The organism is Kitasatospora sp. NPDC051853 (assembly GCF_044452665.1).
In the GTDB taxonomy this organism is placed as follows: Bacteria; Actinomycetota; Actinomycetes; order Streptomycetales; family Streptomycetaceae; genus Kitasatospora.
The window spans coordinates 112431-125868 of sequence record NZ_JBITBY010000011.1; the positions used below are offsets into that span (position 1 = coordinate 112431).

The 13438-nt window shown below is 72.4% G+C and carries 14 protein-coding genes; 3 read left to right on the forward strand and 11 right to left on the reverse strand.

Annotation, left to right across the window (positions count from 1 at the left end; genetic code table 11):
• The first annotated feature begins 293 nt into the window (after positions 1 to 293).
• Entirely contained in the window at positions 294 to 1424 is a 1131-nt protein-coding gene (locus ACIA8O_RS29355) for an LLM class flavin-dependent oxidoreductase (RefSeq protein WP_396297190.1), read from the forward strand.
• Positions 1425 to 1500: 76 nt separating this feature from the next.
• Here ACIA8O_RS29355 and ACIA8O_RS29360 read toward each other — a convergent pair whose 3' ends face one another.
• On the reverse strand, positions 1501 to 1893 hold the full coding sequence (locus tag ACIA8O_RS29360; RefSeq protein WP_396296994.1) for an SCO5389 family protein: 393 nt from the start codon (positions 1891 to 1893) through the stop codon (positions 1501 to 1503).
• Between the two features lie 359 nt (positions 1894 to 2252).
• Here ACIA8O_RS29360 and nucS point away from each other — a divergent pair, with 359 nt between their 5' ends.
• Positions 2253 to 2912, forward strand: coding sequence for an endonuclease NucS (gene nucS, locus ACIA8O_RS29365; RefSeq protein WP_396296995.1), 660 nt, complete (start codon positions 2253 to 2255; stop codon positions 2910 to 2912).
• Here nucS and ACIA8O_RS29370 read toward each other — a convergent pair.
• The 5 genes from ACIA8O_RS29370 to ACIA8O_RS29390 all read right to left on the reverse strand — a co-directional run bounded on the left by ACIA8O_RS29370 (position 2909) and on the right by ACIA8O_RS29390 (position 8981).
• On the reverse strand, positions 2909 to 5116 hold the full coding sequence (locus tag ACIA8O_RS29370) for an ATP-binding protein (protein WP_396296996.1): 2208 nt from the start codon (positions 5114 to 5116) through the stop codon (positions 2909 to 2911). The genes nucS and ACIA8O_RS29370 overlap by 4 nt on opposite strands.
• Before the next feature lie 380 nt (positions 5117 to 5496).
• Complete coding sequence (locus ACIA8O_RS29375) at positions 5497 to 5832, reverse strand: STAS domain-containing protein (protein WP_396296997.1); 336 nt, start codon at positions 5830 to 5832, stop codon at positions 5497 to 5499.
• Between the two features lie 246 nt (positions 5833 to 6078).
• A complete protein-coding gene (locus ACIA8O_RS29380) occupies positions 6079 to 6945 on the reverse strand; it encodes a 3-hydroxyacyl-CoA dehydrogenase family protein (protein ID WP_396296998.1) in 867 nt (288 codons plus the stop codon).
• A 144-nt stretch (positions 6946 to 7089) separates the two neighbouring features.
• Positions 7090 to 7776 (reverse strand): response regulator, encoded by a 687-nt coding sequence (locus ACIA8O_RS29385; RefSeq protein WP_396296999.1) that lies wholly within the window; start codon positions 7774 to 7776, stop codon positions 7090 to 7092.
• A 5-nt stretch (positions 7777 to 7781) separates the two neighbouring features.
• On the reverse strand, positions 7782 to 8981 hold the full coding sequence (locus ACIA8O_RS29390) for a sensor histidine kinase (protein ID WP_396297000.1): 1200 nt from the start codon (positions 8979 to 8981) through the stop codon (positions 7782 to 7784).
• A 147-nt stretch (positions 8982 to 9128) separates the two neighbouring features.
• On the opposite strand from ACIA8O_RS29390, the gene ACIA8O_RS29395 reads away from it, so the two are divergent.
• Positions 9129 to 9677: a hypothetical protein gene (locus tag ACIA8O_RS29395; protein ID WP_396297001.1), complete on the forward strand. Its 549-nt coding sequence runs from the start codon at positions 9129 to 9131 to the stop codon at positions 9675 to 9677.
• Positions 9678 to 9684: 7 nt separating this feature from the next.
• Here the strand turns inward: ACIA8O_RS29395 and ACIA8O_RS29400 are convergent, their stop codons facing one another.
• From ACIA8O_RS29400 to atpD, 5 genes are all read right to left on the reverse strand, one after another.
• Positions 9685 to 10257 carry a cob(I)yrinic acid a,c-diamide adenosyltransferase gene (locus ACIA8O_RS29400; protein WP_396297002.1) on the reverse strand — a complete coding sequence of 191 codons (573 nt, stop codon included), beginning with the start codon at positions 10255 to 10257 and terminating at the stop codon, positions 9685 to 9687.
• A 32-nt stretch (positions 10258 to 10289) separates the two neighbouring features.
• Positions 10290 to 10667 (reverse strand): VOC family protein, encoded by a 378-nt coding sequence (locus ACIA8O_RS29405; RefSeq protein WP_396297003.1) that lies wholly within the window; start codon positions 10665 to 10667, stop codon positions 10290 to 10292.
• Between the two features lie 95 nt (positions 10668 to 10762).
• Positions 10763 to 11263, reverse strand: a complete 501-nt coding sequence (locus tag ACIA8O_RS29410) for a DUF2550 domain-containing protein (protein WP_345290116.1) — start codon at positions 11261 to 11263, stop codon at positions 10763 to 10765.
• 135 nt (positions 11264 to 11398) lie between these two features.
• On the reverse strand, positions 11399 to 11779 hold the full coding sequence (locus ACIA8O_RS29415) for a F0F1 ATP synthase subunit epsilon (protein ID WP_396297004.1): 381 nt from the start codon (positions 11777 to 11779) through the stop codon (positions 11399 to 11401).
• A 211-nt stretch (positions 11780 to 11990) separates the two neighbouring features.
• Positions 11991 to 13436, reverse strand: a complete 1446-nt coding sequence (gene atpD, locus ACIA8O_RS29420) for a F0F1 ATP synthase subunit beta (RefSeq protein ID WP_396297005.1) — start codon at positions 13434 to 13436, stop codon at positions 11991 to 11993.
• Between the last annotated feature and the right edge of the window lie 2 nt (positions 13437 to 13438).

The window sequence follows — 13438 nt, forward strand, 5'->3', positions numbered from 1 at the left end:
GGGCTTCCAGGGTACGGGGGCGCACGGGGCGCACCACCCCGCTCCGCAGCCCTACCACGCGGGCCGACGGAGCCTCAGGGTTTCCGGGGAGATCCACCCGATCTTCCGCGAATTGGGGCGTTCCGAGTGCCATTGGCACATGACATCGGTTACTCAACGAGGGACAAGACGGGGCTCGCATCCCCTGCGGCACCCGAGGAGGCCATCCGATGACCGACACCGACCAACTGACCACCCCTCAGCTCGACCTGCCCCCGGCCCCGGCACTGGGCGGCGTGTCGGGGACCGACTCGATCCGGGTCGGCGCGTTCCTGCTGTCGGCCCAGTTCCCGGGCCAGGACCACGGCGCGGTGCTGCGCCGCACCGTCGCCGCCGCCGAGACCGCCGAACGGTCCGGCCTGGACTCGGTCTGGCTGGCCGAGCACCACTTCGTGCCCTACGGCGTCTGCCCGGACGCGGCCACCCTGGCCGCCCTGCTGCTCGGCCGGACCCGCCGGATCGGCGTCGGCACGGCGGTCAGCGTGCTCTCCACCACCCACCCGGTGGCCCTCGGCGAGAAGGCCGCCCTGCTCCACCTGACCTCGGACGGCCGGTTCACCCTGGGCGTGGGCCGGGGCGGGCCGTGGATCGACCTGGCGGTGTTCGGCACCGGGGCGGCCGCGTACGAGGAGGGCTTCGGCGAGCGGCTGGACCTGCTGCTGCGCTGGCTGCGCGGCTCCCGGGTGGGCGCGGAGGGGCCGCAGTTCAACTTCCCGCCGGTGGACGTGGTGCCCCGCGCGACCACGCCGCGCCCCGCCGAACTGGCCGACTGGCTGGACGGCCGCTCGGGCCCGCTGACCCGCTTCCCCCGCCAGCGCCCGAACGGCGAACACTCCGTCAGCTCCGAGGCGGCGCACGGCGGTCCGCCGGTGATCGCCGCCTGCACCTCGCCGGCCGGCGTGCGGGCGGCCGCCGAGCGCGGGCTGCCGATGCTGCTCGGGATGCACTCGGGTGACGAGGACAAGTCGCTGATGCTGGAGGCCTACCGGACCGCCTGGCGGGAGTGCGGCCGGGGCGAGGAGCAGCTGGCCCGGGTGGAGCGGGAGCACATGGCGGCCGGGGTCGCGCAGATCGAGGACCGGACGGCGACGGCCCGGGCCCGGCTGCTGGCCGCGATGCCCGGCTGGTTCGAGCACGGGCTCGGCGCGCACCGCACGGTGGACGGCCGGGAGCGCCGGATGCGCGATCCGCGCGAGTACACCGAACTGCTCTGCGACCTGCACGCGGTCGGCACGCCCCGGCAGGCCGCCGACCGGCTGCTGGCCACCGCCGAACGCACCGGCATCCGGCGCTTCGCCCTGCTGGCCGAGGGCTCGGGCGAGCACGCCGCCACCATGGAGAACATCGCCCGGCTGGGCACCGAGGTGCTCCCCCAGCTGGCCTGAGGACCGCTCCGCGGACGCCGGGACGCCGGGCCATGGTGCAGACGGCCCGGCGTCCCGGCGGTGCGCTGAACGGTCCTCAGCAGTCCCGCAACTCCTCGGACTGGTTGAGCAGTTGGGCCCGAACCGAGGTGAAGCGGTGGTAGCGCTCGTCACTCTGCTCCGAGGGCGCGAAGACCGCGACCCGGTGGCAGTTCTGGAACGCCAGCCGGACGCCGAAGTGCCGCTGCAGGGCCCCCCGGATCGCGTCGCTGGCCATCGCCCGCAGCAGCTGGCCCCGGGCCTGCTCGCTGGGCGGCGGTACCTGGTTGTCGGCGAAGTCGGTGCCGTCCACCTGCACCTGGGCGACCAGCGAGCTGATCAGGTCCCAGGCGTACGGCAGGGAGGTTCGGACGCAGTCGACGAACTCCCTCTCGTCGACCTCTCCTCTCTCGGCCTTCTCCAGCAGGGCCGGTGAGACGTCGAGCGACATGGGTTCTCCTCTCGCGGTCCACCCCGGGCGGACCGCCGGGGTGGTCGTACGTCGTGCCGTTGGTGCCGTTGTGGAAAGCTACGACCGCTCACCACAGAGTGACATCCGGTCGTCAGTACGGCCGGTGAATCCCCCGATTCGAACCGCAATCGCCGCGTGCCCCGTCAGATTGGCCGAATCCCGTCGGATCGTTCATCGAAGTGCTCCGTCCCCGTTGTGTGGCCCCCACCCGCCTGACAACCCGTGGAGCTAGGGCGCGGGGCGGGGTGCAGACTCCATGTTTCGCCGTCCACGCGGGTTCATCACCCGTCCGTCGCGGTTTCGCTTCAACTGGCCCCGCTGGGCTAGCGTGGTCAACCATGCGTCTCGTCATTGCCCGTTGCTCCGTCGACTATGCCGGTCGGCTCTCCGCCCACCTGCCCTCCGCGACCCGCCTGATCCTGGTCAAGGCGGACGGGAGCGTCAGCATCCACGCCGACGACCGGGCCTACAAGCCCCTCAACTGGATGTCGCCCCCCTGCTCCCTGAAGCAGGACGGCGACGTCTGGACGGTGACCAACAAGGCCGGCGAGAAGCTGATCATCACCCTGGAGGAGGTGCAGCACGACTCCTCGCACGAGCTCGGGGTCGACCCCGGCCTGGTGAAGGACGGCGTCGAGGCCCACCTCCAGGAGCTGCTGGCCGACCGCATGGAGGTGCTCGGCACCGGCTGGACCCTGATCCGCCGTGAGTACCCCACCGCCATCGGCCCGGTGGACATCCTCGGCCGGGACGGCGACGGCGCCACGGTCGCCGTCGAGATCAAGCGCCGCGGCGAGATCGACGGCGTCGAGCAGCTCACCCGGTACCTGGAGCTGCTCAACCGCGACCCGCTGCTCGCCCCGGTGAAGGGCGTCTTCGCCGCCCAGGAGATCAAGCCCCAGGCCCGGGTGCTCGCCACCGACCGCGGCATCGGCTGCGTGGTGCTGGACTACGACGAGCTGCGCGGCATCGACGACGACAAGCTGAAGCTCTTCTAGGACGCCGAGGGCGATCCCGGCGCCGTACTGCTCTCGGTCGGCGTCGGGGTGGGCGTGGGAGTGGGCGTCGGGGTGGGCGTGGGGGTCGTGCCCGGCGGGGTGGTGGCCGGCCTGGTGGTCGGCGCCTGGGTCGTCGGCTGCGGCTGGCTCGGCTGCTGGCCGGTCGGGGTGGACGAGGACTTGCTCGGGCTCGAACTCGGCTTGCGGGTACCGCTCTTGGACGGGCTCGCGGACGGGCTCGGGCTCTCCGACTCGGTCGGCGAGGGGGACGGCACAGTGGCCGTCGGGCTCGGGGTGGGCGCGGGCGTGGTGCCCGGGGGGATGCTGACGTCACCGGTGTAGACGCCCTCGTCCACCACCCCGTTGCGGCCGCCCCGGCCCGGCTCCTCGCTCCGGGCCAGGCTCAGACCGACCGCCGTGCCGAGCACGCCGACCGCGAGCACCGCCGCCCCGGCCACCACCGCCGCCCGGCGGCGGCCGCCCCGCGGCATCTTGCGGAAACGCAGCGGCACCTGGGCGGCGATCGCCCGCATGACGGGCCGTCGGCCGCCACCCGGACGGCCCGAGCCCTCGATCGCCCGGCCCGTCCCGGCCCGCAGCAGCGCCAGCATCCGGCGCCCGGCCGCGGTGCCCCGGGCCTCGTCCACCGAGGCCCGCAGTGAGAGTGCCGCCTCCAGCTCCCCGATGGCCGGACCGGCCACCCCGGTGCAGGCCGCCAGGACGCCCAACTCCTGGTGGTACCAGGCCTCTTCGGTCGCGGAGCCGATCTCCCGGGCCGCCTCCAGGCCGATCTCCAGCACCTGCTCCCAGGCGCCCCAGCGCAGCGAGAGGGCGAAGGCGGGCGCCGCCGCACGGGCCAGCCGGAGCACCTCCTCCGGCCGTCCGGCCGCCTGGTCCGACAGCAGCGCGCCGATCACCACCTCGGCCTCGGCGGCCAGTTGGGCCGGGCTGACCGAGCTGTGCCCCACCCACCAGGAGAAGTGCCGGGCCGCCCCGAAGGCCACCTCGCCGGTCTCCCAGTGCTCCGCCAGGGTCTCCAACACCCCGTCGGTGAGCCGGTGGTGGCCCCCGATCGAGACCGCGAGACCGCATTCGGTCAGCTCCTGCAGGGCGCTCTCGCCCAGGCCCACGTCGATCAGCGCGGGCAGGTGCGGGGCGGTCGGGCACTCCCCGCCGAGTGCCACCGCCAGCAGCAGCACCGCCCGGGCCGCCTCGCTCAGCCCGGCCGCCAGCCGCAGCGTCGGCGCGGCGGACTCGGCCACCGAGGGCAGCGGCACCGAACGGCGCAGCTCCCCCTCCAGCTCGGCCGGGTCGTCCGGCTGGGCGACCTCCTTGACCAGGCCGAACACCCGCCCCCGGTCCTCGTGTTCGGCCACCAGGGTGTCCACCTCGGCGTCCCGCTGGCGCAGCAGCGCGGCCGCCTGCACGAAGCGCAGCGGCAGTCCCTCGGACTCGAACCAGAGGTCGATCGCCCAGGCCCGCTCGTGCTCGTCCAGCGGGCGGCCCGCCAGCCGGCTCACCAGGTTCAGACAGGCGGGCCGGGAGAGCCCGGCCACCAGGTGGTCCAGCAGCCGTGAACCGGGCGGCAGTTGAGGACTGCCGGGGGCGACCGTGACCAGGAACGCGCAGTCCGGCGCGGCGGCCAGCAGCTCCTCCAGCTCGGGGCCGCTCGGCTCGACGTCGTCGATCACCACCACGGCGCCCAACGGGGCCAGCAGGTCGCGCAGTTGGTCCTGGTCGGGGCGGAACGGAGCCGACCGGTGGGTGGCCGCGTAGAGGTCCTGGAGCAGATCGGCCGAGGTCCGGCGGTGACCGGTCAGCCGCACCACCCCGTCCGGGGCAAGGTCACCGGCGGCATCCGCCACCGCCCCCAGCAGCGCGGTCCGGCCGGAGCCGCCCTGGCCCACCAGTCGTATCGAACGGCCCTCCGCGAGCAGGCCCAGCAGCTGCGCGACGTCCGCCTCGCGGTCCAGCAGCGGCTGGTCCGCGGCAGCGCTCCCCAGTGCGAGCGGCCCCACCGCCGCGGCGGTCGGCCGGTGGCTGTCCGCCACCACCCGCCGCGGCTGCGGCCGCCACTCCGGCGGACACGGCCGGAACTCCGACCCGTCCACCCCGCCCACCGCGAGCAGCCAGTCGCCGGTGACCAGCTCACCACTCCGCTGGCGCGGCGCCTCCTGCCGGACGTCACCGGATGGCTGGTTCACGATCTCGCTCCGCCCCGTCTAGGCCGACTGTCTGACCGGAGACTCTCGCACACCCGCCCACGCCACCTCTACCCGGGGCAGCGGCTGCGGCCCGGAGGGCCGTCAGGGGCGCGGGGAACTGCGCGAATCGGAAGGCGGCCCAGCGTGAGATCGGGGCAGGCGAGCCAGTTGCACGTACTGCCGCTCCTCCGTGAGCGGCTACGTCTCCGGGGGCGCGGGGAACTGCGCGAGTCCGGAAGGCGGCCCGGTGTGGGGTCGGGGCACGTCAGCCGATTGCACGTGCTGCCGCACCCCTGCGCGCCCCGCGGCGGAGCCGCAGATCAGCAGAGCCTCCCGCCCCTGGGTCACTGCCCTACCGGGCGTCCGGCCGGAAGCGCGTCTCAGAGGACGACGGGCAAGGTGGTCCCGTAGGCGTCCGGGACGGTGCCCTCGACGGCGAGGATGCGGTGGAGGCGGGTGGCGACCAGGAGGCGCTGCAGCTGGGCCGGAACGGCGCGCAGCACCAGGCGCCGCCCGAGGCGGCCGGCCCTGCGGTGGGTGCCCATGATGACGCCGAGGCCGGTGGCGTCCCAGAACTCCAGGCCGGCGAGGTCGAGGACCAGGTCGCCCTGCCCGCCGTCGACCGCCTGGTGCAGGCGGGCGCGGGCGTCGGCGGCGCTGCGGACGTCGAGGCGGCCCTGGATGGCCAGGCGCCGGTGGTCACCGGTGATGTGCACGCTCTCCTCCTCCGCATGCGCCCGAGTGGTCAGGACAATCGGAATGCCGTCTCCCCCTCACCCATCTGACGGCGGATCAGCCGCTCAGGTTGCTGGTCCGCGCCGGTTCCGGGCCAACTTCACCCGTCCGGTGGAATAGAGGGAATATACGCAGTCGAGCCCCACACCCACGCTCGATTCCCACCCAAATCACCCGTGCGCGGCGGGGTCGTGAGCAAGCTCACCCACTCCCCCGCCGCCAGGGGCTCACTTCTGGTAGTCGTAGAAGCCCTGGCCGCTCTTGCGGCCGAGGTCCCCCGCGGTGACCATGCGGGCCATGATCTCCGGCGCCGCGAACTTCTCGTCCTGGGTCTCGGCGTAGATGTTGCGCGCCGCGTGCAGCAGGATGTCCACGCCGGTCAGGTCGGCGGTCTGCAGCGGGCCCATCGGGTGGCCGAAGCCGAGGCGGCAGGCGGTGTCGATGTCCTCGGCGCTGGCCACGCCCGACTCGTACAGCTTGGCCGCCTCGACCACCAGGGCGGTGATCAGACGGGTGGTCACGAAGCCGGCCACGTCGCGGTTGACCACCACGACCTCCTTGCCGACGCCCTCGGCGAAGGCGCGGGCGCGGGCCAGCGTCTCGTCGCTGGTCTTGTAGCCGCGGACCAGCTCGACCAGCTTCATCAGCGGCACCGGCGAGAAGAAGTGCACGCCGACCACGGACTCGGGGCGCGCGGTGGCGGCGGCGATCCGGGTGATCGGGATGGCCGAGGTGTTCGAGGCGAGCACGGCGCCGTCCTTGGCGAGCTTGTCCAGCTCGCGGAACACGCCTTCCTTGACGTCGAGTTGCTCGAAGACCGCCTCGACCACGATGTCGGCCTCGGAGACCGCGCCGAGGTCGGTGGTGGTGGTGATCCGGCCGAGCGCGGCCTCCGCCTCGTCGGCGGTCAGCTTGCCCTTGGAGACGAACTTCTCGTACGAGGCGCGGATGCCGTCCAGGCCGCGCTGCAGCGCGGCGTCGGTGACGTCGCGCAGCACCACCTGGTGCCCGGCCTGGGCCGACACCTGCGCGATGCCCGCGCCCATCAGACCCGCGCCGATGACGGCGATCCGCTGGTCCGCTACGTTGCTCATGGCTACCCCTAAGCTCCTGAAGGCGGCTCAGGGCAGGGATCACCCACCGGAGCCGCGCCGCTCACGCGCCGGACTCTAGTGCCCACGGAGCCCGAGTGGTGCGATTGCGCAGTGTGATGCTGCTGACGTGCCCCGGCTCACGCCCTACTCCGGCACCATCCCCAAGTCCTGCGCCAGGATGGCGGCCTGCACCCGGCTGCGCAGCTCCAGCTTGGCCAGGATCCGGCTCACGTGGGTCTTGGTGGTCGCCTCCGCCATCTCCAGCCGCCGGGCGATCTCCCCGTTGGAGAGCCCGGCGCCCAGGCAGGCGAGCACCTCCCGCTCGCGGGGTGTGAGCGCCGCCACCGCTTCCCGGGCCCTGGGCTGGTCGGGGCGCTCGGGCCGGGCGAAGGTGGCGATCAGGCGGCGGGTCACCGAGGGGGCGAGCATGCCGTCCCCGCGGGCGACCGTCCACACGCCCTCGATCAGCGCGTCCGCCTCCAGGTCCTTGAGCAGGAAGCCGGCCGCCCCGGCCCGCAGCGCGCCGTAGACGTACTCGTCGAGGTCGAAGGTGGTCAGCACCAGCACCCGCCCGGCGTCGGCGGCCACCACCCGGCGGGTCGCCGCGACCCCGTCCAGCCGCGGCATCTGAACGTCCATCAGCACCACGTCCGGCCGCAGCTCCAGCGCCAGCCGGACGGCCTCCTCGCCGTCCGCCGCCTCGCCGACCACCTCGATCCCCGGGTCGGTCCGCAGGATCATCACCAGCGCGGCCCGCACGGCCGCCTGGTCCTCCGCCACCACCACCCGCACCCGACCCGCCGCGCCCGTCACACCCACCACGCCCGTCATGCCCGTCACACCCGTCCCCCGGTCGTCCCCGGCTCGCGCGGCAGCACCGCGCGCACCACCCAGCTCCGCTCCACCGGCTCCGCGGCGAAGCTGCCGCCGAGCAGCCCGGCCCGCTCGGCCATCCCGACCAGCCCGGCCCGGGCGCCGGGCAGCCCGCGCCCCTCGCCGGCCCGGTACGGGCTCTCCACCCGGATCTCCAACTCCTCGGCCCCGTAGGCCAGCAGGACCTCCACCGAGCCCGGGGCGGCGTGCTTGAGCGCGTTGGTGAGCGCCTCCTGGACGATCCGGTAGGCGGCCAGCTCCACCGGGGCCGGCAGCTCCCCGCGCTCGCCCCGCTCGGTCAGCCGGAAGCCCAGCCCGGCGGCCCGGCCGCTCTCGGCGGCCTTGGCGACCAGGGCGTCCACGGCGTCCAGCCGGGGCGCGGCGTGGCCGTCCTCGGCGTCCCCGGCGCGCAGCAGCCCGATCATCCGGCGCATCTCGGTGAGGCCCTGCACGCTGTTCTCCCGGATCACCGCCATCGCGGCGAGCAGCGGGTCCTCCGGGTCGCGTTCCTGACGGCGCGCCAGGGCCTGGGCGCCGGTGGCGTGGATGGCGATCGCGGACAGGTGGTTGGCCACCACGTCGTGGAGTTCCCGGGCCATCCGGGCCCGCTCCGAGACCACCGCCTCGCGCCGGTCCAGTTCGGCCAGCAGCGCCGTCTGCTCGGCCCGCAGCCGCTCGGTCTCGGCCCGGTCCCGGTGCTTGCGCACCAGGTCCGCGGTCCACACCGGCCCGAGGAAGACCAGCACGCAGACCACCACCGCGAGCAGCGCCTGCGCCACCGAGGTGGTGTACAGCCCGGCCCAGGAGCCGAGCACCACGGTGGTGCCCATCCCGGTCAGGTGCAGCACCTTGGACATCCGGGGCGAGCCGTAGAGCACCGCGGCGTAGAGCAGGTCGGTGTACATCACCAGCGAGGCCGCCAGCGAACCGGCCCACACCACCGCACCGATCAGCAGCCCGCCCACGCTGACCGTCCAGACCGGATGGGTCCGGCGGAACAGCTCCAGCACCGCGAGGGCCACCAAGGGGACCAGCACCGCCCAGACCGGCAGCGTGGCGGAGCGGTCGTACGCGCCGAAGGCGATCAGCACCAGTCCGCCGAGCAGGCCGCCGAGCGCGATCGCCCGGTCCTCCTGGCGCGGGGTGAGGTCGAGGTTGAACACGGCCCCATCTCACCATCCCGCCACCCCGGCCACCGACCCGCCGCATGGAGGAGCCCCGTACATCGAAAGGTGCAGGCCGCCCTCGGCGCCGGCGACGATGCCCCGCACCCGGCCCCGCTGGGAGCCTGGGAGGCAGGGAGGTACACCGTGATCGTCACACTGATCGTCGCCGGCGAGGTCGGGTTCTGGGTCCTGCTCGCCCTCGCCCTGGCCGTCCGCTACCTGCTGAAGTGGCGGACCGTCAGCAACGCGCTGCTGCTCGGCCTGCCGCTGATCGACCTGGTGATCCTGGCGCTCACCGTGGTCGACCTGCGCGGCGGCACCACCGCGAGCTGGACGCACGGCCTGGCCGCGAGCTACGTCGGCTTCTCGGTCGCCTTCGGGCACTCGCTGGTGACCTGGGCCGACGGCCACTTCCAGCACCGCTTCGCCGGCGGGCCGCGGCCCCCGAAGGCACCGAAGTACGGCGCCGCGAGGGCCGCGCACGAGTGGAGGATCTTCGTCCGCACCGCGATCGCCGCGGTCATCACCGTCGCCCTGATCGCCGGCGTGACCTGGCTGGTCGGCGACGCCGAGCAGACCCGGGCGCTGAACGCCTGGTACCAGCGGATGGGCCTGGTCACCGGCATCAACCTGGTGATCGCCGCCAGCTACACGGTCTGGCCCAAGAAGGAGAAGGCCCCGAGCGGGGCCTGAGGGACCGTCAGCGGTTCTCGCCCGGCACCCAGAGCACGTCGCCGCGCTCCTTGTTGGCCGCCCGGGCCAGGATGAAGAGCAGGTCGGAGAGGCGGTTGAGGTACTTGGCGGTGAGCGGGTTCACGGTGTCCCCGTGCTCCTCGATCGCCGCCCAGGTGGCCCGCTCGGCCCGGCGCACCACGGTGCAGGCCAGGTGCAGGTGGGCGGCGCCGGCGGTGCCGCCGGGGAGGATGAAGCTGCGCAGCTTCTCCAGCTGCTCCAGGTAGTGGTCGCAGTCCCCCTCCAGCCGGTCGATGTAGGACTGCAGCACCCGCAGCGGCGGGTACTTCGGGTCCTCCACCACCGGGGTGGCCAGGTCCGCGCCGACGTCGAAGAGGTCGTTCTGAACCCGCGTCAGGACCGCGGCCACGTCCTCCGGGAGCTGCCCGACGGCCAACGCCACCCCGATGGTGGCGTTGGCCTCGTTGGCGTCCGCGTAGGCGACCAGCCGGGGATCGGTCTTGGTGGTGCGGCTCATGTCGCCGAGCGCGGTGGTGCCGTCGTCGCCGGTCCGGGTGTAGATGCGCGTGAGGTTGACCATGCGCCGCAGCCTAACGGGCCGCCCGTGGCGCGTTAATGCTCCCAGTGCATGAGACAGAGCACGTTTCCCTCGCTGTCCTTGAACCACGAGGACTCGCCCTGCGGCCAGCTGGCCACGCCGTCGGTGGTCTTGAGACCGGGCATGTCGTAGTCCTCGAAGACCACGCCCTTGGACCGCAGGTCGGACATCTCGGCCCGGAGGTCGCCGACCTCGAAGTCCATCTGGGTGTGGCCGGCCCGGTCGGTGATCGAGGTCTCGAAGAGGCCGAACTTGCCGTTGGCGGTCTCGTAGAGGGCGCCGCCGTCGAACTCGCCCACCGGGTCCATGCCGAGCTTGTCGTGGTACCAGCGCTTGGCCCGGGCCATGTCGGCGACCGGAAGCTGGGTGTGGAGTGTCGCTTGGGCCAACATCATTGGCCTCCCTCTAGGAGCGAGCGGTCCCCCTGTACCCAGTGTGATCCGGTCAGGCGACGTTCACACATCCCCCACCTGAGGGTCACCAGTCGCTACGCGACGTTGACCCTCTGTCCGGGGGGCGCGGCCTCCAGCCAGGCCAGGAAACCGGTGAGGGCGTCGTCGCTCATCGCCAGCTCCAGCGGGGCACCGTTGTGCAGGCAGCGCAGCACCACCGAGCCGGAGAGCAGCGCCAGCTCCTCCTGGCCCTCCGGGTAGCGCCGGCCCAGCACCTCGATCTCCCGGCGCGGCAGCACCCGGCGCGGGCGCGGGGCGTAGGAGAACACCCGGAACCACTCGATCGAGTCACCGCTGTAGCGGCCGATACCAAAAACCCACCCCTTGCCGTCGGTCACCGGGACCGGGGCGGAGGTGGGTTGGCCGTTCTCGTCGAGATCGGGCTGCGTCGAGGCGTCGGCGGGCATTTTGAGGCGGTAACTGCAGTCGAACGTTCCGCCTACTCGCTGGATCACCCGGCGGCGGACCGCGAAGGCCACCAGTCCGAGCACACAGAGCGCCACTACCGCCGCGCACACCAGAAGGGCGAGGACCATGCTCACCGACCTCCTCGCTACCCGCATCCCCGTTTGCCGGTCGTATCAACGACCCGGCACTGACCTACCAACTGATACGACAGTCCCGGGGTCACGCTCTCGCGTCCCCGGGACCGTCGGTCGTACTGATGGAACTCAGGCGGCCTTGCGGCGGCCGGCCGCGACGAGGCGGACCTCGGCACGGCGCTCGGCGTGCGCGTCGAGCTCGCTCTTCGCGTTCTCCAGGGCACGCTCGGCGCGGGCGACGTCGATCTCGTCCGCGAGCTCGGCGATCTCCGCCAACAGCGACAGCTTGTTGTCGGCGAAGGAGATGAAGCCGCCGTGCACGGCCGCGACGACGGTGCCGCCGTCGGTGGTGCGGATGGTGACCGGGCCACTCTCCAGCACGCTCAGCACCGGGGTGTGACCCGGCATGATGCCGGTGTCACCGGAGGCCGTACGGGCGACGACGATGGTGGCCGCACCGGACCACACCTTGCGGTCGGCTGCGACCAGCTCGACGTGCAGCTCAGCCAACGTGGGCTCCTAGGCTCTTGCAACCACCGGATGACCCGGCGATTGCGGTAAGAATAACGGGCCCGCGGCCCCGGCAGGAAACCAAGGACACGGAGATGACCGGGATCACAGCAGGAACTCCGGTCACACGGCGGGCTGTGTGAGCCGTGAGGGGTGGCCCCCAGGGACGGGGACCACCCCTCACGGTCAGTCAGCCATCAGGCCGGGCTGGTTACTTCTTGGCCAGCTCGGCGGCGTTGCGCTCGAGGTCCTCGATGCCACCGCACATGAAGAAGGCCTGCTCCGGGACGGAGTCGTACTTGCCGTCCGCGATGCGGTTGAAGGCCTCGATGGTCTCCGACAGCGGGACGGTCGAGCCGTCGACACCGGTGAACTGCTTCGCCACGTAGGTGTTCTGCGAGAGGAAGCGCTCGATCCGACGCGCGCGGTGCACGGTGATCTTGTCGTCCTCGGACAGCTCGTCGATACCGAGGATCGCGATGATGTCCTGGAGGTCCTTGTACTTCTGCAGGATCCCCTTGATGCGCACCGCGGTGTCGTAGTGGTCCTGCGCGATGTAGCGCGGGTCCAGGATGCGGGACGTGGAGTCCAGCGGGTCGACGGCCGGGTAGATGCCCTTCTCCGAGATCGGACGCGACAGAACCGTGGTCGCGTCCAGGTGGGCGAAGGTGGTGGCCGGCGCCGGGTCGGTCAGGTCGTCCGCGGGGACGTAGATCGCCTGCATCGAGGTGATCGAGTGACCGCGGGTCGAGGTGATGCGCTCCTGCAGGAGGCCCATCTCGTCGGCCAGGTTCGGCTGGTAGCCCACCGCGGAGGGCATGCGGCCGAGCAGGGTCGACACCTCGGAACCGGCCTGGGTGAACCGGAAGATGTTGTCGATGAACAGGAGCACGTCCTGCTGCTCGACGTCACGGAAGTACTCCGCCATGGTCAGCGCGGAGAGCGCGACGCGCAGACGGGTGCCCGGCGGCTCGTCCATCTGGCCGAAGACCAGCGCGGTCTTGTCCAGAACGCCCGAGTCGACCATCTCGTGGATGAGGTCGTTGCCCTCACGGGTGCGCTCGCCGACACCGGCGAACACCGACACACCACCGAAGTTCTCGGCGACGCGGTAGATCATCTCCTGGATCAGAACAGTCTTGCCGACACCGGCACCACCGAACAGACCGATCTTGCCACCCTGGACGTACGGGGTGAGCAGGTCGATGACCTTGATGCCGGTCTCGAACATCTCGGTCTTCGACTCGAGCTCGGAGAAGTTCGGGGCCTTGCGGTGGATCGGCCACTTGACCTCGACCTGGGCCTCGAACTCGGCCTTGTCGACGTTCAGCACCTCACCGAGGGCGTTGAAGACCTTGCCCTTGGTGATCTGGCCGACCGGGACGGAGATGGCCGCACCGGTGTCGGACACCTGGGCGCCACGGACCAGGCCGTCGGTCGGCTGCATCGAGATGCCGCGGACCATGCCGTCGCCGAGGTGCTGGGCGACCTCGAGGGTCAGGGTCTTCTTGCCGGTGCCGTCGGGGTTGTCCACCTCGACGTGCAGGGCGTTGTACATGTCCGGAATCGCGTCGACGGGGAACTCCACGTCGACGACCGGGCCGATGACCCGGGCGACGCGGCCCGTGGCCGTCGCGGTCTCAACAGTGGTGGTCATAC

Bases quoted from the DNA above. Each gene is read 5' to 3' on its own strand.
- ACIA8O_RS29410 (WP_345290116.1), bottom strand. From the start codon at position 11,263: ATGGTCCTCGCCCTTCTGGTGTGCGCGGCGGTAGTGGCGCTCTGTGTG.
- atpD (WP_396297005.1), bottom strand. From the start codon at position 13,436: ATGACCACCACTGTTGAGACCGCGACGGCCACGGGCCGCGTCGCCCGG.
- ACIA8O_RS29360 (WP_396296994.1), bottom strand. From the start codon at position 1,893: ATGTCGCTCGACGTCTCACCGGCCCTGCTGGAGAAGGCCGAGAGAGGA.
- ACIA8O_RS29405 (WP_396297003.1), bottom strand. From the start codon at position 10,667: ATGTTGGCCCAAGCGACACTCCACACCCAGCTTCCGGTCGCCGACATG.
- nucS (WP_396296995.1), top strand. From the start codon at position 2,253: ATGCGTCTCGTCATTGCCCGTTGCTCCGTCGACTATGCCGGTCGGCTC.
- ACIA8O_RS29380 (WP_396296998.1), bottom strand. From the start codon at position 6,945: ATGAGCAACGTAGCGGACCAGCGGATCGCCGTCATCGGCGCGGGTCTG.
- ACIA8O_RS29400 (WP_396297002.1), bottom strand. From the start codon at position 10,257: ATGGTCAACCTCACGCGCATCTACACCCGGACCGGCGACGACGGCACC.
- ACIA8O_RS29385 (WP_396296999.1), bottom strand. From the start codon at position 7,776: ATGACGGGCGTGGTGGGTGTGACGGGCGCGGCGGGTCGGGTGCGGGTG.